General features: G+C 69.6%; 14 protein-coding genes. 7 read left to right on the forward strand and 7 right to left on the reverse strand.

Annotation, left to right across the window (positions count from 1 at the left end):
* The first annotated feature begins 319 nt into the window (after positions 1-319).
* The 7 genes from ABTY04_RS16380 to ABTY04_RS16410 all read left to right on the forward strand — a co-directional run bounded on the left by ABTY04_RS16380 (position 320) and on the right by ABTY04_RS16410 (position 9,896).
* A complete protein-coding gene (locus ABTY04_RS16380) occupies positions 320-2,788 on the forward strand; it encodes a YfhO family protein (RefSeq protein ID WP_352214026.1) in 2,469 nt (822 codons plus the stop codon).
* A gap of 115 nt (positions 2,789-2,903) precedes the next feature.
* Positions 2,904-3,641, forward strand: a complete 738-nt coding sequence (locus tag ABTY04_RS16385; RefSeq protein WP_352214027.1) for a Crp/Fnr family transcriptional regulator — start codon at positions 2,904-2,906, stop codon at positions 3,639-3,641.
* Positions 3,642-3,767: 126 nt separating this feature from the next.
* Positions 3,768-4,565, forward strand: coding sequence for a hypothetical protein (locus ABTY04_RS16390; protein WP_352214028.1), 798 nt, complete (start codon positions 3,768-3,770; stop codon positions 4,563-4,565).
* Entirely contained in the window at positions 4,562-6,718 is a 2,157-nt protein-coding gene (locus tag ABTY04_RS16395) for a hypothetical protein (RefSeq protein WP_352214029.1), read from the forward strand. The genes ABTY04_RS16390 and ABTY04_RS16395 overlap by 4 nt, the downstream gene beginning before the upstream one ends.
* A 51-nt stretch (positions 6,719-6,769) precedes the next feature.
* On the forward strand, positions 6,770-8,149 hold the full coding sequence (locus tag ABTY04_RS16400; RefSeq protein ID WP_352214030.1) for a hypothetical protein: 1,380 nt from the start codon (positions 6,770-6,772) through the stop codon (positions 8,147-8,149).
* On the forward strand, positions 8,146-8,652 hold the full coding sequence (locus ABTY04_RS16405) for a Pycsar system effector family protein (RefSeq protein ID WP_352214031.1): 507 nt from the start codon (positions 8,146-8,148) through the stop codon (positions 8,650-8,652). Before ABTY04_RS16400 ends, ABTY04_RS16405 begins: the two co-directional genes overlap by 4 nt.
* A 23-nt stretch (positions 8,653-8,675) precedes the next feature.
* Positions 8,676-9,896, forward strand: a complete 1,221-nt coding sequence (locus ABTY04_RS16410; protein ID WP_352214032.1) for a M48 family metalloprotease — start codon at positions 8,676-8,678, stop codon at positions 9,894-9,896.
* A gap of 63 nt (positions 9,897-9,959) precedes the next feature.
* Here ABTY04_RS16410 and ABTY04_RS16415 read toward each other — a convergent pair whose 3' ends face one another.
* The 7 genes from ABTY04_RS16415 to rplK form a co-directional block, all read right to left on the reverse strand.
* On the reverse strand, positions 9,960-13,859 hold the full coding sequence (locus ABTY04_RS16415) for a DNA-directed RNA polymerase subunit beta' (RefSeq protein ID WP_352214033.1): 3,900 nt from the start codon (positions 13,857-13,859) through the stop codon (positions 9,960-9,962).
* 97 nt (positions 13,860-13,956) lie between these two features.
* Positions 13,957-17,439 carry a DNA-directed RNA polymerase subunit beta gene (gene rpoB / locus ABTY04_RS16420; RefSeq protein ID WP_352214034.1) on the reverse strand — a complete coding sequence of 1,161 codons (3,483 nt, stop codon included), beginning with the start codon at positions 17,437-17,439 and terminating at the stop codon, positions 13,957-13,959.
* Between the two features lie 598 nt (positions 17,440-18,037).
* Positions 18,038-18,421 carry a 50S ribosomal protein L7/L12 gene (gene rplL / locus ABTY04_RS16425; protein WP_031152699.1) on the reverse strand — a complete coding sequence of 128 codons (384 nt, stop codon included), beginning with the start codon at positions 18,419-18,421 and terminating at the stop codon, positions 18,038-18,040.
* Between the two features lie 110 nt (positions 18,422-18,531).
* A complete protein-coding gene (gene rplJ / locus ABTY04_RS16430; RefSeq protein ID WP_030008449.1) occupies positions 18,532-19,062 on the reverse strand; it encodes a 50S ribosomal protein L10 in 531 nt (176 codons plus the stop codon).
* A 350-nt stretch (positions 19,063-19,412) separates the two neighbouring features.
* Complete coding sequence (locus ABTY04_RS16435; RefSeq protein ID WP_352214035.1) at positions 19,413-20,282, reverse strand: SCO4651 family lipoprotein; 870 nt, start codon at positions 20,280-20,282, stop codon at positions 19,413-19,415.
* A gap of 199 nt (positions 20,283-20,481) precedes the next feature.
* Positions 20,482-21,210 (reverse strand): 50S ribosomal protein L1, encoded by a 729-nt coding sequence (gene rplA, locus ABTY04_RS16440; RefSeq protein ID WP_030154662.1) that lies wholly within the window; start codon positions 21,208-21,210, stop codon positions 20,482-20,484.
* An 88-nt stretch (positions 21,211-21,298) separates the two neighbouring features.
* Entirely contained in the window at positions 21,299-21,733 is a 435-nt protein-coding gene (gene rplK, locus ABTY04_RS16445; RefSeq protein ID WP_327284902.1) for a 50S ribosomal protein L11, read from the reverse strand.
* Positions 21,734-21,832: the final 99 nt, after the last annotated feature.

Here is a 21,832-nt window from a genome sequence, read left to right on the forward strand (position 1 = left end):
AAGCACGGAAACGCATGGATCGCGGTGGCCGATCCGGCTCTCGTGCGGTTGATGGACACGCACGGGAGCCCAGGCACACCCCAGGCACAAGGTCTGAGCGTACCGACCGCATCCCATCCGGTCAAAACAAAAGCCCGGTCGCGAGGCCCGGGACATCCCTGCCGGTCATGTGCCGCTTGGGCAAGGCCCGGGTGTGGCCGCGCCGACTCGCGGATGTGGTAAGGGCGTGCTAGGCGGCACCGGACGGGACGGCCGCCACCGCGAACTAAACTGCCTCAGCGATTCACCCCAAACGGCACCACCACCAGGGAGCGGGACATTGCGGACGGTCACCTCGGAGCCGACGACGGCGGCGGCCGATCCGGTCCCCGCATCGCCTCGCCGCCGGCACCCGCGGCTCGCCCGCCTGTACGGGCCCCTGCTGGCGTTCCTCGTCACCTCGGCCGCGTTCTGCTCGGCCTGGGTCGCCCGCGGCACCTTCCCCTTCGGCAACACCGGCCGGGCCATCAACGACCAGGCCAACCAGTACGTGCCCTTCCACCGGGCGCTGTGGGACCTGGTCCACGGTCAGGCCGCCGGCGACGTGCTCTTCACCTGGCGCGGCGGCTTCGGCCAGCAGTTCCTGTCCGACTACTACACGTACCTCGGCAACCCGTTCTCCTGGCTGGCCGTCCTGGTCCCGCGCGCCCACGTCGACCTCGCCGTCTTCGCGGTCACCCCGGTCACGATGGGCACCGCCGCCGCTGTCATGACGGTCTACCTCGGCAAGCTGCACCCCGGCCCCTGGTGGCAGCGCGGGGTCCTCGGCGCCTGCTACGGGCTGTGCGGCTGGGCGCTCAGCGACGCCTCGTACATCCCCATGTGGCTGTGGGGCCTGGTCGCGCTCCCCCTCCTCGGCATCGCCGTCGAGTGGTGCCTGGAGGAACGCCGCTGGCCGGGGGTGGCGCTGTTCGTCGCGCTCGCCTGGTTCGGCAACTTCTACACCGCGATGATGGCCACGATGGCCGCCTGCGTCCTGCTCGCCGTCCGCCTGGCCACCCGCGACACGAGCGGCGCACAGCGGCTGCGCGCCCTGTGGCGGGCCTCGACCGCCGCCGCGACGGGCATCCTGCTCGTCCTGCCGCTCCTGCTGCCGTCGTTCCTCTCCAGCGGCTCCGCACAGCCCACCCAGGCCGGCGCCTTCGCGCCGGTGCGGATCGAGATCTTCCTGGCCGGTATGCTCCCGGCCACCCATCTGTGGGGCGGCCGGCCGCGGCTGTACGTGGCCTCGCTGGGCCTGATCCTCGCCGGATCGTTCCTGTTCAACGCGGCCATCGCGAGGAAGACCCGTCTGGTGTGGGCCGCGGCGGCCCTGCTCGTCGTCGCCTCGTTCCAGTTCCCGCCCACCCAGTACGTGTGGCACGGGCTCGCGGTGCCGAACGGCAACCCGTACCGCGAGACCTTCGTCTTCAGCGGCATGGTGGTGATCCTGGCCTGGCTGGCCCTGGCCCACCGCCCGCGCCCGCTCCACCTGGCGCTGACGGCCGCCCTGCTGGTGGCAGCCACCTTCGTGCTCCGCCACACCAACGACTTCGGCGGCTGGACCTGGCCGGCGGTGCTCGTCGGCGGGGGCGTCTCCCTGCTAGCCCTGACCCTCCTGTCCCTGGGCCGGAGGCACCGCGTCCTGATCCCCCTGGCCGCCGTCCTCATGATCGGCGTGGTCTTCGCGGAATCCACGGTGGCGGCCGCCAATGCGGACGCCCGGCGGGCCCGTGAGCGCTGGGCCAAGCCCGTCGCCACCTCGAACCGGTCGGTCAACGAGCACTTCGACGCCGTCCGGGCCGCTGACGGCTGGCCCGCGTACCGGACCGACTCCGGCGCACCGCAGACCTCGTACAACGACGCCCTCGCCCTGCGGGGCGAGGGCCCGCAGTACTACAGCAGCTACCTCCCGGAGGCCACGTACAAGGCCCTGGAGCCCCTCGGCTACGGCTTCAAGAACGACGGCCGGACCTTCTTCGGCGCCGACAACCCGGTGCTCGACGCGATCTTCTCGATCGGCGCCCGGGTCCGCCCCGGCCCGGCGAAGGACAGCTGGACGTCCACCCGCTTCCCCGCCCCTCCCCTGGTCACGGTCCGCAGCGCCGGCCACACCTCCCCGAACCCGGCCGGCAGCGTCTACGCCCGCCAGGAGAACGTCCTCGGCGCCACCGTCTACCAGGTCCCGCAGACCACCCGGGGCGGCAGCGCCGCGGAGCAGACGTACACCGCCCGGTGCACCCCGGGCTCCGAGGCGTACTGGTTCTCCCCCGAGCTCTACGGCACCCTCGCCTTCGGCGGCTCGTCCCGCCCGCTGGAGGACCGGATGACCGGAGTCGTGAAGCTCGGCCCGGTACCGGCGGACGGCACGGTGTCGGTCGAGGTGCGCACGGGCACGAAGGACACCACGGCCGGGGACCACCCGATCGGCTGCCTGGACCGCCCCGCCCTGGACGCGGCGGTCGCCGGGCTGCGGGCCACGGGCGCCACGAAGGTCTCGGCGGGCGGCCACACCATCGAGGCCACCCTCCCGAAGGGCGCCACGGGCACGGCGGTCTTCGCGATGACCGACATCCCGGGCTGGCAGTGCACGGCCCCGATCCGCGACTTCCACGGCCTGGTCTCCCTCCCCCTCTCCCCGGGCACGGAGAAGGTCTCCTGCACCTTCACCCCGAGGGGCCTCACCCCGGGCCTGGCCGGAGCGGCCGTCGGGCTGCTCGCCCTGGCCTCGGTCACGGTCACGGGGGTGCGCCGCCGCCGGTCCTCCTGACCCGACGCCCTCCCGTCGGGCCCGGCGCGAGTCCGGCACGTCGAGATCTCGGATTCCGGAACCACGCCCTCCTCGTTGTCAGTACATTGACCGGCCTGATGACCTGGGGGAGCACATGGCTTGGGCACACCTCCCTGGCGACGGAGGACTGGACGACCGGGTCCCCTTCCTCGCCCGGCTGGAGCACGAGGACGGCACGGCGTTACGTTCGCTCGGCCGCGAGCTGACGTTCGCGCCCCGGGCTCCCCTGATCCACCAGCACGAACCCTCCTCCCACGTCCTGCTGGTCCTGCACGGCTGGACCAAGGTCACCGCCTCCGCCGCCAACGGCTACCAGGCCCTGCTCGCCCTCCGCGGCCCCGGCGACATCGTCGGCGAGTCCGCCGCCCTGACCGGACGCCCCCGCTCCGCCACCGTGACCGCGCTCGAAGCGGTCCACACCGTGGCCGTCGAGCACGGGCTCTTCCGCGAGTTCCTCGCCCGCTCGCCGCGGGCCGCCCTCACCCTGCTCGGCCTCGCCGCCGACCGGACCCGCGCCGCCGACCAGCGACGACTGGAGTTCGCCTCCATGGACGTGCGCGAGCGGCTCGCCGTGCTCCTGCTCGACCTGGCCCGCACCCACGGCAGACGCACCGACGAGGGCGTGGAACTCACGGTGCCGCTGACCAAGGAAGAGCTGGCCGGGGCCGTGGGGGCCTCCCGCGAGATGGTCCAGCGCAAGCTCAAGGAACTCCGCGACCGCGGCGTCGTCAGCACCGGTCGGCGCGCGCTGGTGATCGTACGGCCGGACGCGCTGCTGCGGATCGCCGGCCGCGAGGCGCCCCGTGAGCCTCGGCCGGGAAGCGCCCTCTGAGTGCACTCCGTCACAGAGCGAGTGCGTCATCGGTCCTCACACCCCGGCCACCGCCGGCCCCACGCTGTTCCCGCATCCCCGTGCAGCCCTCGCAGCCCGCACGACGCGCCCCCGTGAAAGGCGACCATGACCGAACCGGTGAACCGCACCCTGCTCCTGCTCGACATCGAACGGTTCAGCGAGCGCGACGACATCCAACAGGGCTACTTACGCCGCATGCTCTACGGAGTCGTCGATGCCCTGCTGCGCAAGGCCGACATCGACCAGACCCGGCACCTGCGGGCGGACCGCGGCGACGGCGTCCTGGTGATGATCGATGCCAACGCGCCGGTCCCGGGTCTGCTGCGGGCCCTGCTCCACGACGTCGGGCACGAACTGCGCGCGGTCAACCGGCTCGCGTCCAGCTCGGCCCAGATCCGGCTGCGTGCCGTCCTCGCCACCGGCTTCGTCGCCGTGGACGAGTTCGACGGCTGGGTCGGCACCGATCTCAACACCGCCTGCCGCCTGCTCGACGGCGACCTGCTGCGTGCGGCCCTGCGCGAGCGCGCCGACGATTTCGCCCTGTGCATCGCCGACCAGGTCCATGCGGGAATCGTCCGCCACGGTCACCCGGGCATCCCGGCCGAGCAGTTCCGCCCGGTCGACGTCCCCAGCAAGAACGGCCGGCTGCAGGCCTGGCTGTACGGACCACTGCCGCAGGGGGTCCCGGCGCCGGAGCCCGAGGGGGACTCCGGCGCCGGGAGGGGATCCGCGCCCGCCGCGCATGAACCCCCAAGGCCACCGGCACCGCAGCCACGGGACGGTGTCACCGTCCGGGGAGACGTGACGGGCGGGGTCATCGGCCTGAACCAGGGCTCCATCGGCTCCATCGGAGACGTCTCGAACATCACCGTTGGCCGGCCAGGCGCCGGTGACCTGCGGTGAGCTCCGACGAGGAAACCCCGGCCCCCGCACCGCCACCGGCCCCTGCGCCCGCGCCCGCCGAGCCGGACGCCGCGTCCCCGCCGGAGCCCGAGACCTCGGCCGGGGACGAGCCCGGCCAGAACGCCTGGCTGCTGCGCCAGGACCTGGCCAACCACAGCCCCCGCGCCATCCGGATGGCCGGCGGCGCCCACGGCGGGATCCTCGGCGTCAACCAGGGCACCGTCGGCTCCATCCACGTCAGCAACTACCACGTGGGCTCCGGCACCGGAGCCCAGGCCGCCGGCGAGATCCCCGCGGAGACCCTGCGGCTCCTCGCCGACGGGTTCGTGACCGAGGGCACCCCCTTCGAGGCGCTGCTGGACAAGCTCCGCGAGGACCACGTCCTGGTGATCACCGGGCTCCCCTCGACCGGCCGCCGCACCGCCGCCCTCACCCTGCTGCACCGTCTGGGCGCCTCCCCCGTGCACGCGCTGGACCGCGCCACCTCGCCCAGGGATCTCGCCGCCCGGATCGGCGACCCCGGCGCATCCCCGGCCGCGGCCCCCGGGGTCCGCGGCCACGTGGTGTGCGATCTGATCACCCGCCGGGACCGGCCGCTGCGCGAGGCGGACGTCCTGGCACTTCGCGCCCGGCTCGGCCCGGACGGCTACCTGGTCGTCACCGCCGGGCCCGGCACGCACCTGGACGACGTACCCACGCACCAGTGGACCCCGCCCGCCGCCCGCGACGTGCTCACCGAGCGGCTGCGGCGGCTCGCCGGCGACGGCGCGGCGCGGCGGCTGTCCGCCCTGCCCGCCGTCGCAGAGTTCCTCGGCCGCTCCCACCAGCTGCGCGAGGTGGTCGGCTTCGCCGCCCTCCTGGTCCGGCACCACATCGGGCAGGCCGGCGCCGAGGAGGTCGAGCACTACTCCGTCAACGCCGTGGAACGGCAGGTCCAAGAGTGGTTCGAGGAGGACGAAGCCACCCTGCACCTGCGCGAGAAGGCGTTCCTGATCGCGCTGGCGGCCTTCGACGACGGCCCGTACACGCTGACCGCCGAACTGAGCGACCTGCTCTACGCGTTCCTGCTGCGCACCGATCAGCCGGACCGACCGCCCGCCGTCCCCGTCTTCGGCACCCGCATGGACAAACGGCTGCAACTGGCCCGCGCCCGCGTCTACGAGGAGGTGGAAGAGCACTCCGAATGGGGCCCGGTCACCCAGGTGGTGGCGGCTTTCCAGGACGAGCGCGCCTGGTCGGTGCTGCTGCGCGTGGTGTGGACCGAGCACCCGTCGGCCCGGCCGGCCCTCATCGCGTGGCTCCAGGTGCTCGCCGCCGACGGACGGCCGCTGGTCCGTACCCGCGCCGCCTCCACCGTGGCCGTCCTCGCGTACACCGACCTGCCGTCCGCGATGGCCCTGGTCATCGAGCCGTGGGCGGCATCGGAGAACTACCGGCACCGGCTGGTCGCCGTCAGCGCCCTGTGGTTCGCCCACGGGATCGGCGTACCCAACATCCCGCGGATCGTCGACGACTGGTGCCGGGCGCACGGCGACGCGCGCCGCAGCTGGGTCGCCATCCGCGCCCAAGGACTGATCGGTCCCGAGCGCCCGGTGGAATCCATCGCCGCGCTGCGCGGCGCGGCCCGCGCCCAGGACCGGCCGGACAAGCCGCCCAACGTGCTGCTCCTCGCCGAGATCGCCGAGTCCTTCGGGCTCCTGCTGCTCTCCGACGCCGGTGACCTGGTCCTGGCCGAGCTGCTGCGGACCGGCGAGGACGACCCGGACACGCACGCACTCGCCGTCGGGGGGTTCCTGGGAGCGTGCGAGCGGACCGAGGGGGAGGCGGAGTACGGACGTCCGCTGGTCCTCGACTGGTTCGCCCGGGCCGCCGGCGAGCGCTCGGCGGCCGCCGGGGGCATCGCCGAGCTGTGGCGCGGCGCGCTCGGCGAGCGCACCACCACCGAGCACGCACAGCGGGTGCTGCGCGGCTGGGTGCTGAACGCGGACCGGGACACGACGGCCGAGTGGGCGCTCGCCGCGCTCCTGCCGCTGCTGTCCGGCGCGCCGGACGAGTCCCGGCGGCTGGACTACCTGCTGCGCACCCTGCACGCCGACGACGGCACCCCGCCGGCGGTCGCGGCCCGCCTGCGGAGCGTGCTCCCGCCGCGCTGAACGATCACCGACGCCCCACCGAAGACCCGTTCCACCAAGGAGATCCGTACCATGTTCGACTTCCGTCGCCCGCCCGAGTGGGACCAGCAGGCGAGCCGCCACAGTGAGCTGGTCGACCCGGTGATCACCGTCCGGCAGCTCGGCATGTTCGAGGCGGTCCGCCGGACGGCGATCCGCGTCGACTGCGCCGCCGTCTTCGTGACCCCCATGGGCACGCTGGACGTGTACCTCCCGCCGAACCGTCCGGGCTCCATGCGGTACTACACCGCCGTGTACGAGGTGGACATGGGCGTCCATCCGGCCCGCGCCGAGATCCGGTTGCCCAGCGACAACGACGCGCTGGAGTTCGGGGTCGAGGTCGAGCTCCTGTGGCAGGTCAAGGACCCGGCCCGGTTCGTCGGCAGCGGCTGCCGGGACGTCCCGAAGATGCTGCTCGGCGAGCTGGAGCAGGCGGCCCGGCCGGTGGCCCGGGGCTTTGCGATCGAGCAGAGCGGGGCGGCGGAGAGGCAGCTGATCGAGGCGGTACGGGCCCTGGGAGCGTTCGGCCAGGAGGAGGGCCTGCACGTGTCGTGGACCGTACGGCTGCGTCGCGACCAGGCCAACATCGACCACCAGAACCGGCTCCAGGCCATCAGCCACCAGGCGGCCGAGGCGATCCTCACCGCGAAGGTCGGCGGCGAGGTGGACGCCCAGGTGGACGCGCGCGGGCGGCAGCAGGACGCACTGATGGCCGCCCGCGCGCTGGAGCACGGTCGCCTGCAGCAGGAGCTGGAGGTCCAGCGGCAACACTGGGAGCAGGAGCAGGAGCTGCTGCGCGGCCGGTACGAGATCGAACGGCAGCAGTTCGAGTCCCAGAAGATCGCGTTCTACCAGCACCACCTGGAGCAGGGCGGGGTGCAGCAGTGGGCGCTGCACCTGGCTCGGCACCCGGAGGACTCCGCGCTGGTGATGAACAGCATGCGCGAGGACCAGCTTCGGCTGATCCAGGCGCAGATGGGTCTCGTGGGTCAGCTGCTGGGCGCGGACGGCGCGGAGGACTTCGAGCTGGAGGGACCCAAGCGGCTCGCCCTCCAAGCGGTCAACGACATCCTCACCCAGCGCCTTCCGGGGGTCCCGGCGGTCCAGGATCCACGGCAGCTGTACATGAACCCGCCGCCCGGGGAGCCCGCGGACCCGGCGGACCAGCCCGGGGCCGCCGCACCCACCGACGCCGCGCCGCAAGTGCCCGCGGTCCCGCCGATGCCGCCGGGTCCGCCTCTTCCGCCGATGCCCACGGCCCCACCGCAGGCGCAGGTGCAGGTTCCCCCGTACGCCGGTCCTCCGTCCGTCTTCCCCGCCTGGCAGCCGCCACCGGGGTACGGACAGGCTCCCGTACGGCCTGTGGACGGCGAGGACGAGGACGAGGAGCCGGCCGACGGGGAGCCTCGATGACCACGGCCGAGCCCACTGGTACCGATGCCGCCACCCGCCTGCTCGCCGACCTCCGCGGCGAGCAGGCCCGCGCCGACAGCAAGGCGTCCGTACTGGTCGGGGCGCTCGGGATGACCACCGGGGTGATCGGGGCACTGCTCGCCGGGAAGGGCTGGCGGCCGGGCGCCCTCTCGGCCGCCGGCGCCGTGGTCTGGTGGGCCGGGATCGTCGCGCTCGCGTTGGCGCTGCCCGCCCTGCTGCTGGCCGTGGTCCCCCGGTACGGCTCCGCCGACTGGCAGCCCGGTACCCCGCTCACGTACTTCGGCGACATCAGGTCCGCGGTCCGCCAGGGCCGGCTGGCGGAGGCGCTCGCCGCCACCGACCGGGATCCCGCCGCCTCCCTCATGGCCGCCCTGGCCGCGAACAGCCGCATCGCCGCCCGCAAGCACCAGTGGATCCGGGCCGGCCTGCTGGCCTTCGTCGTCGGTGTGGCTCTCCAGCCCCTCGGCCTGCTCATCGGCTGACGTCCCCGCCCGGAAGGTTGACCATGCACCAGCCACCCGAACCCGCGTACCCGCCGCAGCCAGCGGCCTACCCCCCGGCCCCGCAGCCACCGGCCTACCCGCCGGCCCCCCAGTACCCGACGACCACGGCAACACCGGTCTACCCGCCGGCCCCGCAGTACCCGACGACCACGGCAACACCGAACTACCCGACGGCCCCACCGCAGCAGTCACCGGTCTACCCCGCGGCCCCACCCCGGCCGCCTTCTACGCCCCCCGCCCCGACCGGCCCGCCCCCGGACGACCTCGCCTACGCGCACGCCCCCGGCACCCGCGTGTTCTACAAGGCCAAGCAGCGCACCGCCGACGCCACCGCCTACGGCCAGCTCGCCCTCCTCGTCCCCAATTTCCTGGTGAGCCTGCTGCTCGTGCTGATCGCCGCCGCCATCATGGAGGGCCTGACCGGGATACCCGCGTGGCTGCCCGCCCTGGCCTGGATCGCCTCGGGCGCGCTCGTCTTCCACCGGCCCAGTGAAGACCTCCTCGCCCGCCGCCTGCTGCGCCTGCAGCGCCCGCTGCCCCAGGAGCTCGCCGGGCTCACCCCCGTCTGGCGGGAGGTGACCGCCCGCGCCGGGATCGACGGCAGTCGCTACGAGCTGTGGATCGAGAACAGTGACCACGTCAACGCGTACGCGGCCGCCGGCCACATCGTCGGGGTCACCCGTTTCGCCCTCGAAAACCTGCCCCGGTCCCAGCTGGCCGCCGTCCTGGCCCACGAGCTCGGCCACCACACCGGCGGCCACGCCTGGTCCGGGCTGCTCGGCTGGTGGTACGGGCTGCCGAGCCGGATCACCTGGCGCGCCCTCTCCGGGGCCACGGTGTTCCTGATCCGCTCGGCCAGCCTCTTCTCCGTCCTCGCCGCCGGCGCGCTGGTCATCGTCGTCGGCGCGGTCACCCTGGCGACGATCACCGCGACGTACGGCCTTCCGCTGCTGCTCCTGGCCATGCCGTACTTCCTGGCCGCGGTCGGCCGGCGCTCCGAGCTCCGCGCCGACGCGCACGCCGCCGGCCTCGGGTTCGCGCAGGAGCTCTCACAGATGCTGCACGACACGATGGCCGCCGAGGAGCGGGAGAAGCAGAGGGTCCTCGCCGAAACCGGCAGGGCGTCCAGTGAGCCCGGCGCCCTGGCCCGGATGCTCTCCACGCACCCCGACCCCCGGACCCGGCTGCACCACCTGCAGCCGTACCTCCGGCCGACCGGATAGCAGAACGCCGCAGGGCGGCCACCCTCTCGGGTGACCGCCCTGCGGTTACTGCTTGCGCTCGACTCAGCCGTTGTACGGGCCGTAGTCGTAGTCCTCCAGCGGGACAGCCTGGCCGGAGCCGGTGCCGAAGGGCGAGTAGTCGATGTCGTCGTAGCCGACGGCCGAGTACATCGCGGCCTTCGCCTCCTCGGTGGGCTCGACCCGGATGTTGCGGTAGCGGGCGAGGCCCGTACCGGCCGGGATGAGCTTACCGATGATGACGTTCTCCTTGAGGCCGATGAGGCTGTCGGACTTGGCGTTGATCGCCGCATCCGTCAGGACTCGGGTCGTCTCCTGGAAGGAGGCGGCCGACAGCCAGGATTCCGTCGCCAGCGAGGCCTTGGTGATACCCATCAGCTGCGGACGGCCGGAGGCGGGGTGACCGCCCTCGGTGACCACACGACGGTTCTCGGTCTCGAACTTCGAGCGCTCGACGAGCTCGCCCGGCAGGAGCTCCGCGTCGCCGGACTCGATGATCGTCACGCGGCGCAGCATCTGCCGGATGATGATCTCGATGTGCTTGTCGTGGATCGACACGCCCTGCGAGTTGTAGACCTTCTGGACTTCGCCGACCAGGTGGACCTGGACGGCACGCTGGCCGAGGATGCGCAGCACGTCGTGCGGGTTGGTGGCACCCGCGGTGAGCTTCTGGCCCACCTCGACGTGGTCGCCCTCGTGCACGATGACCTTGGCGCGCTTCGAGATCGGGAAGGCCGTCTCGTCGCTGCCGTCGTCGGGCGTGATGACGATCTTCTTCGTCTTCTCGGTCTCCTCGATCCGCACGCGGCCGGCGGCCTCGGAGATCGGGGCGACACCCTTCGGGGTACGGGCCTCGAAGAGCTCGACGACACGCGGCAGACCCTGCGTGATGTCGTCACCGGCCACACCACCGGTGTGGAAGGTACGCATCGTCAGCTGGGTACCGGGCTCACCGATGGACTGGGCGGCGATGATGCCGACCGCCTCACCGATGTCGACCAGCTTGCCGGTGGCGAGCGAGCGTCCGTAGCAGAAGGCACAGGTGCCGACCGCGGACTCACAGGTCAGGACCGAGCGGGTCTTGACCTCCTCGACGCCGTTGGCGACCAGGGCGTCGATCAGGACGTCACCGAGGTCGACGTTGGCCGGCGCGATGACCTTGCCGTCGATGACGACGTCCTCGGCCAGCATGCGGGCGTAGACGGACGTCTCGACGTCGTCGGCCTTGCGCAGCACGCCGTCCTCGCCGCGGACGGCGATCTTCAGCTTCAGGCCGCGCTCGGTGCCGCAGTCCTCCTCGCGGATGATCACGTCCTGCGAGACGTCCACCAGACGACGGGTCAGGTAACCCGAGTCGGCGGTACGCAGGGCGGTGTCCGCCAGACCCTTACGGGCACCGTGCGTGGAGATGAAGTACTCCAGAACGGTGAGGCCCTCACGGAAGGACGCCTTGATCGGACGCGGGATGGTCTCGTTCTTCGCGTTCGACACCAGACCACGCATACCGGCGATCTGTCGCATCTGCATCATGTTTCCTCGGGCACCCGAGTCAACCATCATGAAGATGGGGTTCGTCTTGGGGAAGTTCGCGTTCATCGCCTCGGCAACCTCGTTGGTCGCCTTGGTCCAGATCGCGATGAGCTCCTGCGTGCGCTCGTCCTTGGTGATCAGACCGCGCTCGTACTGCTTCTGGACCTTCTCGTCCATCGCCTCGTAGCCCGCGACGATGCCCTTCTTGGCCTCGGGCACGACGACGTCGGAGATGGCCACGGTGACGCCCGAACGGGTCGCCCAGTGGAAGCCGGCCGCCTTCAGGTTGTCGAGCGTCGCCGCCACGATGACCTTGGGGTAGCGCTCCGCCAGGTCGTTGACGATCTCGGAGAGCTGCTTCTTGCCCACCGAGTAGTCGACGAACGGGTAGTCCTCGGGCAGCAGCTCGTTGAAGAGCGCACGGCCCAGCGAGGTCTTCAGGCGGAAGCTGTCGCCCGGCTGGAACTCCTGCTCGCCCTCTTCGGCGACCGGCGGCACCCAGCCGCGCGGCGGGATGGTGCCCACCGGGAAGCGGATGTCGACGGACGACTGCAGCGCGAGCTCACCGGCGTCGAACGCCATGATCGCCTCGGCCGTGGAGCCGAACGCGCGGCCCTCGCCCTTGGTGTCACGGAGCTCACCGTCGGTGGTCAGGAAGAACAGACCGAGGACCATGTCCTGGGTCGGCATCGTGACCGGACGGCCGTCGGCCGGCTTGAGGATGTTGTTCGAGGACAGCATCAGGATGCGGGCCTCGGCCTGCGCCTCCGCGGAGAGCGGCAGGTGCACGGCCATCTGGTCACCGTCGAAGTCCGCGTTGAACGCGGTGCAGACGAGCGGGTGGATCTGGATGGCCTTGCCTTCGACCAGCTGGGGCTCGAAGGCCTGGATGCCGAGACGGTGCAGCGTGGGCGCACGGTTCAGCAGCACCGGGTGCTCGGCGATGACCTCTTCGAGCACGTCGTAGACGACCGTACGGCCGCGCTCGACCATGCGCTTCGCCGACTTGATGTTCTGCGCGTGGTTCAGGTCGACCAGGCGCTTCATCACGAACGGCTTGAAGAGCTCCAGCGCCATGGCCTTGGGCAGACCGCACTGGTGCAGCTTCAGCTGCGGACCGACGACGATCACGGAACGCGCGGAGTAGTCCACGCGCTTGCCGAGGAGGTTCTGGCGGAATCGACCCTGCTTGCCCTTGAGCATGTCGCTGAGGGACTTCAGCGGGCGGTTGCCGGGGCCCGTCACCGGGCGACCACGACGACCGTTGTCGAAGAGGGCGTCCACGGCCTCCTGAAGCATGCGCTTCTCGTTGTTCACGATGATCTCGGGGGCACCGAGGTCGAGGAGACGCTTCAGACGGTTGTTGCGGTTGATCACGCGGCGGTACAGGTCGTTCAGGTCGGAGGTCGCGAAGCGGCCACCGTCCAGCTGCACCATCGGACGCAGGTCCGGCGGGATGACCGGGACGCAGTCCAGAACCATGCCCTTGGGGCTGTTGCTGGTCTGCAGGAACGCGGAGACGACCTTGAGGCGCTTGAGCGCACGGGTCTTCTTCTGGCCCTTGCCGGTACGGATGATCTCGCGGAGGCGCTCGGCCTCCTCCTCCAGGTCGAAGGACTCCAGGCGCTTCTGCAGCGCCGCGGCACCCATCGAACCGTCGAAGTACGTACCGAAGCGGTCGCGCAGCTCGCGGTAGAGCAGCTCGTCGCCCTCCAGGTCCTGGACCTTGAGGTTCTTGAAGCGGTTCCACACCTCGTCGAGGCGGTCGATCTCGCGCTGGGCGCGGTCGCGGAGCTGCTTCATCTCGCGCTCGGCGCCTTCGCGCACCTTGCGGCGCACGTCGGCCTTGGCGCCCTCGGCCTCAAGCTCGGCCAGGTCGCTCTCAAGCTTCTTGGCACGGCCTTCGAGGTCCGCGTCACGGCGGTTCTCGATCTGCTGGCGCTCGACGGAGACGTGGGCCTCCAGCGACGGCAGGTCGCGCTGACGGCGCTCGTCGTCGACGAACGTGATCATGTACGCGGCGAAGTAGATGACCTTTTCGAGGTCCTTCGGCGCGAGGTCCAGCAGGTAGCCCAGGCGCGACGGGACGCCCTTGAAGTACCAGATGTGGGTGACGGGAGCGGCAAGCTCGATGTGGCCCATCCGCTCACGACGCACCTTGGCGCGCGTGACCTCGACGCCACAGCGCTCACAGATGATGCCCTTGAAGCGGACACGCTTGTACTTGCCGCAGTAGCACTCCCAGTCCCGGGTAGGACCGAAGATCTTCTCGCAGAAGAGTCCGTCCTTCTCGGGCTTGAGGGTGCGGTAGTTGATGGTCTCCGGCTTCTTGACCTCGCCGTGCGACCAGGTTCGGATGTCGTCCGCGGTGGCAAGGCCGATCCGCAGCTCGTCGAAGAAGTTGACGTCGAGCACTGTGCGTCAATCCCTCTTTCGGGGTCGAGTCTCAATCATGGTCTGAACGGTCCCGGGGATGACGGGGGGCTCTTGAGCGAGCCCCCCGTCAGGCCCGTCAGACCTCTTCGACGCTGCTCGGCTCGCGCCGGGACAGGTCGATACCGAGCTCCTCCGCCGCGCGGAAGACGTCCTCGTCGGTGTCGCGCATCTCGATGGACATGCCGTCCGAGGACAGCACCTCCACGTTGAGGCAGAGCGACTGCATTTCCTTGATGAGCACCTTGAAGGACTCGGGAATGCCCGGCTCGGGGATGTTCTCGCCCTTGACGATGGCCTCGTAGACCTTCACGCGGCCGGTGACGTCGTCGGACTTGATGGTCAGCAGCTCCTGGAGGGCGTAAGCGGCGCCATAAGCCTCAAGCGCCCACACCTCCATCTCACCGAAGCGCTGGCCACCGAACTGCGCCTTACCACCCAGCGGCTGCTGCGTGATCATCGAGTACGGACCGGTCGACCGAGCGTGGAGCTTGTCGTCGACCAGGTGGTGGAGCTTCAGGATGTACATGTACCCGACAGAGATCGGGTCCGGGAACGGCTCGCCGGAGCGGCCGTCGAACAGGCGCGCCTTGCCGGACGGGAGGACCAGGCGGTCACCGTCGCGGTTCGGGATGGTGTGCTCGAACAGGCCGGCGAGCTCGTCCTCGCGGGCGCCGTCGAACACGGGGGTGGCGACGTTGGTACCGGGCTCGACGCGGTCGGCGCCGATCGCCTTCAGGCGCTCGGCCCACTCCTCCGCGAGGCCGGAGACGTCCCAGCCGCGGCTGGCGAGCCAGCCGAGGTGGATCTCCAGGACCTGTCCCGGGTTCATTCGGGACGGGACACCCAGCGGGTTCAGGATGATGTCGACCGGGGTGCCGTCCTCGAGGAAGGGCATGTCCTCGATCGGAAGGATCTTGGAGATGACACCCTTGTTGCCGTGACGGCCGGCGAGCTTGTCACCGTCGGTGATCTTGCGCTTCTGGGCGACGTAGACGCGGACCAGCTGGTTCACGCCCGGAGGAAGCTCGTCGCCCTCCTCGCGGTCGAAGACGCGGACACCGATGACCTTGCCGATCTCACCGTGAGGCACCTTCAGCGAGGTGTCACGCACCTCGCGGGCCTTCTCACCGAAGATCGCGCGGAGCAGGCGCTCCTCCGGGGTCAGCTCGGTCTCACCCTTGGGCGTGACCTTGCCGACCAGGATGTCGCCGGCGACGACGTCCGCACCGATGCGGATGATGCCGCGCTCGTCGAGGTCGGCGAGGACCTCTTCGGAGACGTTCGGGATGTCCCGGGTGATCTCCTCGGGGCCCAGCTTGGTGTCACGGGCGTCGACCTCGTGCTCCTCGATGTGGATCGAGGAGAGGACGTCGTCCTGCACGAGGCGCTGCGACAGGATGATCGCGTCCTCGTAGTTGTGGCCTTCCCACGGCATGAACGCGACGAGCAGGTTCTTGCCGAGGGCCATCTCGCCCTCTTCGGTGGCCGGGCCGTCGGCGAGGACCTGGGCCTCGACGATCCGGTCGCCCTCGTTGACGATGACCTTCTGGTTGACCGAGGTGCCCTGGTTCGAGCGGGAGAACTTGGCGACGCGGTACGTGGTGTACGTGCCGTCGTCGTTGGCGACGGTGATGTAGTCGGCCGAGACCTCCTGGACGACACCGTCCTTCTCCGCCTTGATCGAGTCGCCGGCGTCGACCGCACAGCGGTACTCCATGCCGGTGCCGACGAGCGGGGCCTCCGCCTTGATGAGCGGAACGGCCTGGCGCATCATGTTCGCGCCCATGAGGGCACGGTTGGCGTCGTCGTGCTCAAGGAAGGGGATCATCGCGGTCGCGACGGACACCATCTGGCGCGGGGAGACGTCCATGTAGTCGACGTCGCCGCCGGCGATGTAGTCGATCTCGCCACCACGACGGCGGACGAGGACGCGGTTCTCGGTGAAGCGCATCTCGTCGTTCAGCGCGGCGTTCGCCTGGGCGATGACGAAGCGGTCTTCCTCGTCGGCGGTCAGGTAGTCGACCTCGTCGGTGACGACACCGTCGACGACCTTGCGGTACGGGGTCTCGACGAAACCGAACGCGTTGACGCGGCCGTAGGAGGCGAGCGAGCCGATCAGACCGATGTTCGGGCCTTCAGGGGTCTCGATCGGGCACATGCGGCCGTAGTGCGACGGGTGGACGTCACGGACCTCGAAGCCGGCCCGCTCACGGGACAGACCACCGGGACCCAGCGCCGAGAGACGACGCTTGTGCGTCAGACCCGACAGCGGGTTGTTCTGGTCCATGAACTGCGACAGCTGGCTGGTGCCGAAGAACTCCTTGATGGAGGCGACGACCGGCCGGATGTTGATCAGGGTCTGCGGCGTGATCGCCTCGACGTCCTGGGTGGTCATGCGCTCGCGCACGACGCGCTCCATACGAGCCAGACCCGTGCGGACCTGGTTCTGGATGAGCTCGCCGACGTTGCGCAGACGACGGTTGCCGAAGTGGTCGATGTCGTCGGTCTCGACGACGATCGAACGGCCCGACTCACCGATGGTCTCGGTCTCGCCCGCGTGGAGCTTCACGAGGTACTTGATCGTCGCGATGATGTCGTCGGTGGTGAGCACACCGGCGTCGAGCGGCTCGTCGGCGCCGAGCTTCTTGTTCACCTTGTAGCGGCCGACCTTGGCGAGGTCGTAGCGCTTCGGGTTGAAGTAGAGGTTCTCCAGCAGCGTCTGAGCGGCCTCGCGGGTCGGCGGCTCGCCCGGGCGCAGCTTGCGGTAGATGTCGAGCAGTGCGTCGTCCTGGCCCTGGGTGTGGTCCTTCTCCAGGGTGGCGCGCATGGACTCGTACTCGCCGAACTCCTCAAGGATCTGCTCGGTGGTCCAGCCGAGAGCCTTCAGGAGGACGGTGACGGACTGCTTGCGCTTGCGGTCGATGCGGACGCCGACCATGTCGCGCTTGTCGACCTCCATCTCCAGCCAGGCACCCCGGGACGGGATGATCTTGGCGGAGAAGATGTCCTTGTCGGACGTCTTGTCGATGGAGGAGTCGAAGTAGACACCGGGGGAACGGACGAGCTGCGACACCACGACACGCTCGGTGCCGTTGATGACGAAGGTGCCCTTGTTGGTCATGAGCGGGAAGTCGCCCATGAAGACCGTCTGAGACTTGATCTCACCGGTCTCGTTGTTCGTGAACTCGGCCGTGACGAAGAGCGGCGCCGCGTACGTGAAGTCGCGCTCCTTGCACTCGTCGACGGAGTTCTTCGCCGGCTCAAACCGGTGGTCGCGGAACGTCAGCGACATCGAACCGGAGAAGTCCTCGATCGGCGAGATCTCCTCGAAGATCTCTTCCAGACCGGACTTGGTGGGGACGTCCTGTCCACTCTCGAGCGCCGACTCGACGCGAGACTTCCAGGCTGCATTGCCGAGCAGCCAGTCAAAGCTCTCGGTCTGCAGCGCCAGGAGGTTCGGAACCTCGAGGGGCTCCTTGATCTTTGCAAAGGAGATGCGCAGCGGGGCGGTGCTGGCACCGGTGTTCGTATTGGTCGAGGCGTTGCGCGAGGCGGCCAAGAGGGGGTCCTTCCGAGGGCTCGGACTCACTACGCGCGTACCGGTCCCAGCTGACACAGAAGACGGCCCGCCTGATTTGGCCCAAAAGGCCTGGTCAGGGCGTATCAATCAAGTGTGCTCAAGCGTGGGCATGCCCCTGGCGACGGGCAGGGGGCAGCTAACAGGCAGCGCAAAGGGTCAGTGTAGCCACTTGGCTCACTGATGTCCAGACCAGGTTTCCGGAAACCGGCAACAGGCCTTCCCCATGTCGTTTAAACCAACCCTGCAACCCTGCGTCCAACACGCGGCTCTCGTACGCAGAGCGCGTATCAGTACTGCCCTCTTCGCAGTCGATCCATGCCTCGGATCTCGGATCCGTGCCTCCGGATCCCGGACCGGGCCGACCGATCCCACAACGGGTCTGAGAATTGCGCGCTGCGTGCCGTTCGTCAAGGCCCCCTGCTCCGTGCGGATCAGCTCCGGACCCGGCTGCGGGGCAACGATGATCACCCTACTCCCCAACGGGACCAGGGCAAATCAGGCACTGCGGGTACGCCAAAGGGCGACCACCCTTACGGGTGATCGCCCTTGGCTGGGGCCTCAGGAGGCCCCAGAGGTGTTACTTGACCTCGACGGCCGCACCGGCGCCCTTGAGGGCCTCGGCGGCCTTCTCGGCGGCGTCCTTGGCAACCTTCTCCAGGACCGGCTTCGGCGCACCGTCGACGAGGTCCTTGGCCTCCTTCAGACCCAGGGAGGTCAGCTCGCGCACGACCTTGATGACCTGGATCTTCTTGTCGCCCGCACCGGTGAGGATGACGTCGAACTCGTCCTTCTCCTCCTCGGCCTCGACAACGGCACCCGGGCCGGCGGGGCCGGCAACGGCGACGGCCGCGGCGGCGGTGACGTCGAACTTCTCCTCGAAGGCCTTCACGAACTCGGAGAGCTCGATGAGGGTCATCTCCTCGAACTGGGCGAGGAGGTCGTCCTGAGAGAGCTTCGCCATGATGGGCGATCCTTCCACTAATTCGGCAGGTGCCGGATGTATATAGAGGCGGGCGTAACGGCCCGCTACGACCCACGCACTAGGCGGCGTGGATCAATGCGCGAGCCGAATTACTCGGCACCGCCCTGCTCGGCGAGCTTGACGCGAAGCGCTTCCGCGGTGCGGACGAACTTCGACGGCAGCGCCTGGAAGAGCGAGGCAGCCTGAGACTGCTTGCCCTTGAACGCGCCGGCCAGCTTGCTGAGCAGAACCTCGCGGGACTCGAGGTCCGCAAGCTTCTTGATCTCATCGGCGGTGAGCGCCTTGCCATCAAGGACACCCGCCTTGATGATGAGATTCGGGTTGTCCTTGGCGAAGTCACGCAGGCTCTTCGCCGACTCCACCGGGTCACCGGTGATGAAGGCGACCGCGGTCGGACCAGCGAAGTGCTCGTCCAGCGCGGTGATCCCGGCCTGGTTGGCCGCAATCTTGGTCAGCGTGTTCTTCACCACGGCGTACTGGGCGTTCTCACCAAGGGAGCGACGCAGCGTCTTGAGCTGCGCGACGGTGAGACCCCGGTACTCGGTCAGCACGGCGGCGTTCGAGCTCTGGAACGCGTCCTTGAGCTCGGCTACCGATGCAGCCTTGTTGGGCGTCGGCATGGTGCGTTCGCCTCCTTCCGGGTGATGAGGACCGCTCAGAAGGGGCTGACATACAAAACGCCCCGGCGCAGGCGCCAGGGCGTAGCTCGACCGGAACGTGTTCCGGGAACTCTCCACAGTCACCTGCGCGGGTCGTCCGCAGTCAGCGGATCCTTCGGCCGCCGCACCCTCACGGGCACAGCAACGACCAGCGGTCTTTGGCTTCCGGGGAAGACTACGTGAAGGGGTCGAGCCGAGGCAAATCGGCCCGGGGGCATCAGGAGCCGGGTCCTCCACATCCATGACGAAACCGGGCCCTCCGCTCCCGGAAGGGGGCGGAGGGCCCGGCCTCGGGCGTGCACGGGGCGCGGTCAGGCGCCGCCCGCGCCGCCCGCGCCCTTCATCATCTCGGCCAGGTCCACGACCTGGTCGGCCGGCGGCGCGGTGACCTCGACCGGCTTGTTGACGTCCTTGAACTTGATGGTGACGTCCATCGGGCCAGAGGTGCCCTGACCCTGGGTGCGGACCTGCTTGGCCTGGTCGGCCTCGTCGATCCAGATGTCCATGGTCAGGTTCTTGATGCCCTGCTCTTCGAGCGCCTTGACGTTCTTCTCCTGGCGCTCCTTGGCCTCGGGGGTCGAGGCGGCGCTGCGGGTCTTCAGCTCGTCGAGCGTGACGGTGCCGGACAGGTGCGTCGTCTTCTGCCCGTCGATGGTCTCCTCGCCGACCTTCTTGAGGTCCTTCGAGGCGCTCAGGCTGTCGGCCGTGTCGGCCGGGTTCTGGCCCTGCTGGGCGGAGCCGAGCGAGTCCAGCTCCTTGGCCTGCTCCGGGGCCAGGGTCTTGAGGTCGAACTTCAGCCACTTGCCGTCGGCGCCCATGTACATGGCGCCGTCGATCAGGCGGATCTCCACCTTCTCGCCCGGCTTCTCGGGCGAGTCCATCGTCATCGACATGGCCACCGTGGGCTTGATCCGCATGGCGGCCTCGCCGGTGATGTTCTGCCCCGCGGCCTTGCCGGACATGGTGTAGCGGAGGGAGGTGATCTCCTCGGACTTCTTCTTCGTCTTCTCCAGGTACGCGGCCGGGGCGGCCTCCGCCGGCTTCTGCGCGGCCTGGGACGGGGCCGCGGACCCCCCGTTGTCCTTCTTCGCGTCCTTTCCGCCCTCGCACGCGGTGGCTCCGCCTGCGAGCAGGAGGGCGGCCAGGACGGCGCCGACGGTCTTCTTGCGGTATGCGTTCATTCGTTCCCCACCCCTGGGTGTGCAAGGCAGCGACGCTCCAGGCGGTCTCACCTGTGATGCTGCCAGCAGTCACTGTACGTCTCACCACTGACAGTAATCGCACAGGGATCGCACAGGAAACGGAAAACGGGCCCGCCGCCCCCGGGAAGGGGGCGACGGGCCCGTTCAGCAGATCAGTGAGCCGTCAGGCTCGACCCGATCAGACCGCGGCCGGGTCTTCCTCGACGAGGAGGTTCCGGGTGCGGTTCGAGTCCAGCTGGATGCCGGGGCCCATCGTGGTGCTCAGGGCGGCCTTCTTGACGTAGCGGCCCTTGGCGGCGGACGGCTTCAGACGAAGGATCTCGTCCAGGGCCGCGCCGTAGTTCTCGACCAGCTGCTCATCGGTGAAGGAGACCTTGCCGATGATGAAGTGCAGGTTCGAGTGCTTGTCGACACGGAACTCGATCTTGCCACCCTTGATCTCGGTGACAGCCTTGGCCACGTCCATGGTGACGGTGCCGGTCTTCGGGTTCGGCATCAGGCCACGGGGACCGAGCACGCGGCCGAGGCGGCCGACCTTGCCCATGAGGTCCGGAGTGGCGACAACCGCGTCGAACTCGTTCAGGCGGTTGCCCTTGGCGATCTCGTTGATCAGCTCGTCGTCGCCGACGATGTCGGCGCCGGCGGCTTCCGCGGCCGCAGCACGGTCACCGGTCGCGAAGACCAGGACCCGGGCGGTCTTACCGGTGCCGTGCGGGAGGTTCACGGTGCCGCGGACCATCTGGTCGGCCTTGCGCGGGTCGACACCCAGGCGGAAGGCGACCTCGACGGTGGCGTCGAACTTGGTCGTGGAGGTCTCCTTGGCGAGACGGACGGCCTCGAGCGGGGCGTACAGCTTCTCCCGGTCGACCTTGGCGTCCGCAGCGCGGAGAGTCTTGCTGCGCTTCACTTCTGCTCCTGTTTTTCGGCTTCAGGCATGGAGTCGTGGTGCGGACCAGCGCTTGGCCCTACCACTGGTGGTGCTGGGGGTGGCTGGATCAGCCTTCGACCGTGACGCCCATCGAGCGCGCGGTGCCGGCGATGATCTTCATCGCGGCGTCGACGTCGTTGGCGTTGAGGTCGGGCATCTTCAGCTCGGCGATCTCGCGGACCTGGGCGCCGGTGAGCTTGGCGACCTTGGTCTTGTGGGGCTCGCCGGAGCCCTTCTCGATGCCCGCGGCCTTCAGGATGAGGCGCGCGGCCGGCGGAGTCTTGGTGATGAAGGTGAAGGTACGGTCCTCGTAGACCGTGATCTCCACCGGCACGACCATGCCACGCTGCGACTCGGTCGCGGCGTTGTAGGCCTTGCAGAACTCCATGATGTTGACGCCGTGCTGACCGAGCGCGGGGCCGACCGGCGGAGCCGGGTTGGCCGCACCGGCCTTGATCTGGAGCTTGATAAGCCCCGTGATCTTCTTCTTCTTGGGAGGCATTGCTCTCTCCGGGTCCTAGTGAGAGTTTTCAGCCGCCAATCCGGTCACCGGATGGAGGCATACCGCACCACGATAACGGGTATCGGGGCGGGGCTAAAA

The organism is Streptomyces sp. NPDC097981, assembly GCF_040302565.1.
Classification (GTDB): domain Bacteria; phylum Actinomycetota; class Actinomycetes; order Streptomycetales; family Streptomycetaceae; genus Streptomyces.

What these genes read in the sequence shown, in the direction of transcription:
- ABTY04_RS16385 (WP_352214027.1), top strand. Translation starts at nt 2,904, where the DNA reads ATGGCTTGGGCACACCTCCCTGGCGACGGAGGACTGGACGACCGGGTC.
- ABTY04_RS16390 (WP_352214028.1), top strand. Translation starts at nt 3,768, where the DNA reads ATGACCGAACCGGTGAACCGCACCCTGCTCCTGCTCGACATCGAACGG.
- ABTY04_RS16400 (WP_352214030.1), top strand. Translation starts at nt 6,770, where the DNA reads ATGTTCGACTTCCGTCGCCCGCCCGAGTGGGACCAGCAGGCGAGCCGC.
- ABTY04_RS16405 (WP_352214031.1), top strand. Translation starts at nt 8,146, where the DNA reads ATGACCACGGCCGAGCCCACTGGTACCGATGCCGCCACCCGCCTGCTC.
- ABTY04_RS16410 (WP_352214032.1), top strand. Translation starts at nt 8,676, where the DNA reads ATGCACCAGCCACCCGAACCCGCGTACCCGCCGCAGCCAGCGGCCTAC.
- rplL (WP_031152699.1), bottom strand. Translation starts at nt 18,421, where the DNA reads ATGGCGAAGCTCTCTCAGGACGACCTCCTCGCCCAGTTCGAGGAGATG.
- rplJ (WP_030008449.1), bottom strand. Translation starts at nt 19,062, where the DNA reads ATGCCGACGCCCAACAAGGCTGCATCGGTAGCCGAGCTCAAGGACGCG.
- ABTY04_RS16435 (WP_352214035.1), bottom strand. Translation starts at nt 20,282, where the DNA reads ATGAACGCATACCGCAAGAAGACCGTCGGCGCCGTCCTGGCCGCCCTC.
- rplK (WP_327284902.1), bottom strand. Translation starts at nt 21,733, where the DNA reads ATGCCTCCCAAGAAGAAGAAGATCACGGGGCTTATCAAGCTCCAGATC.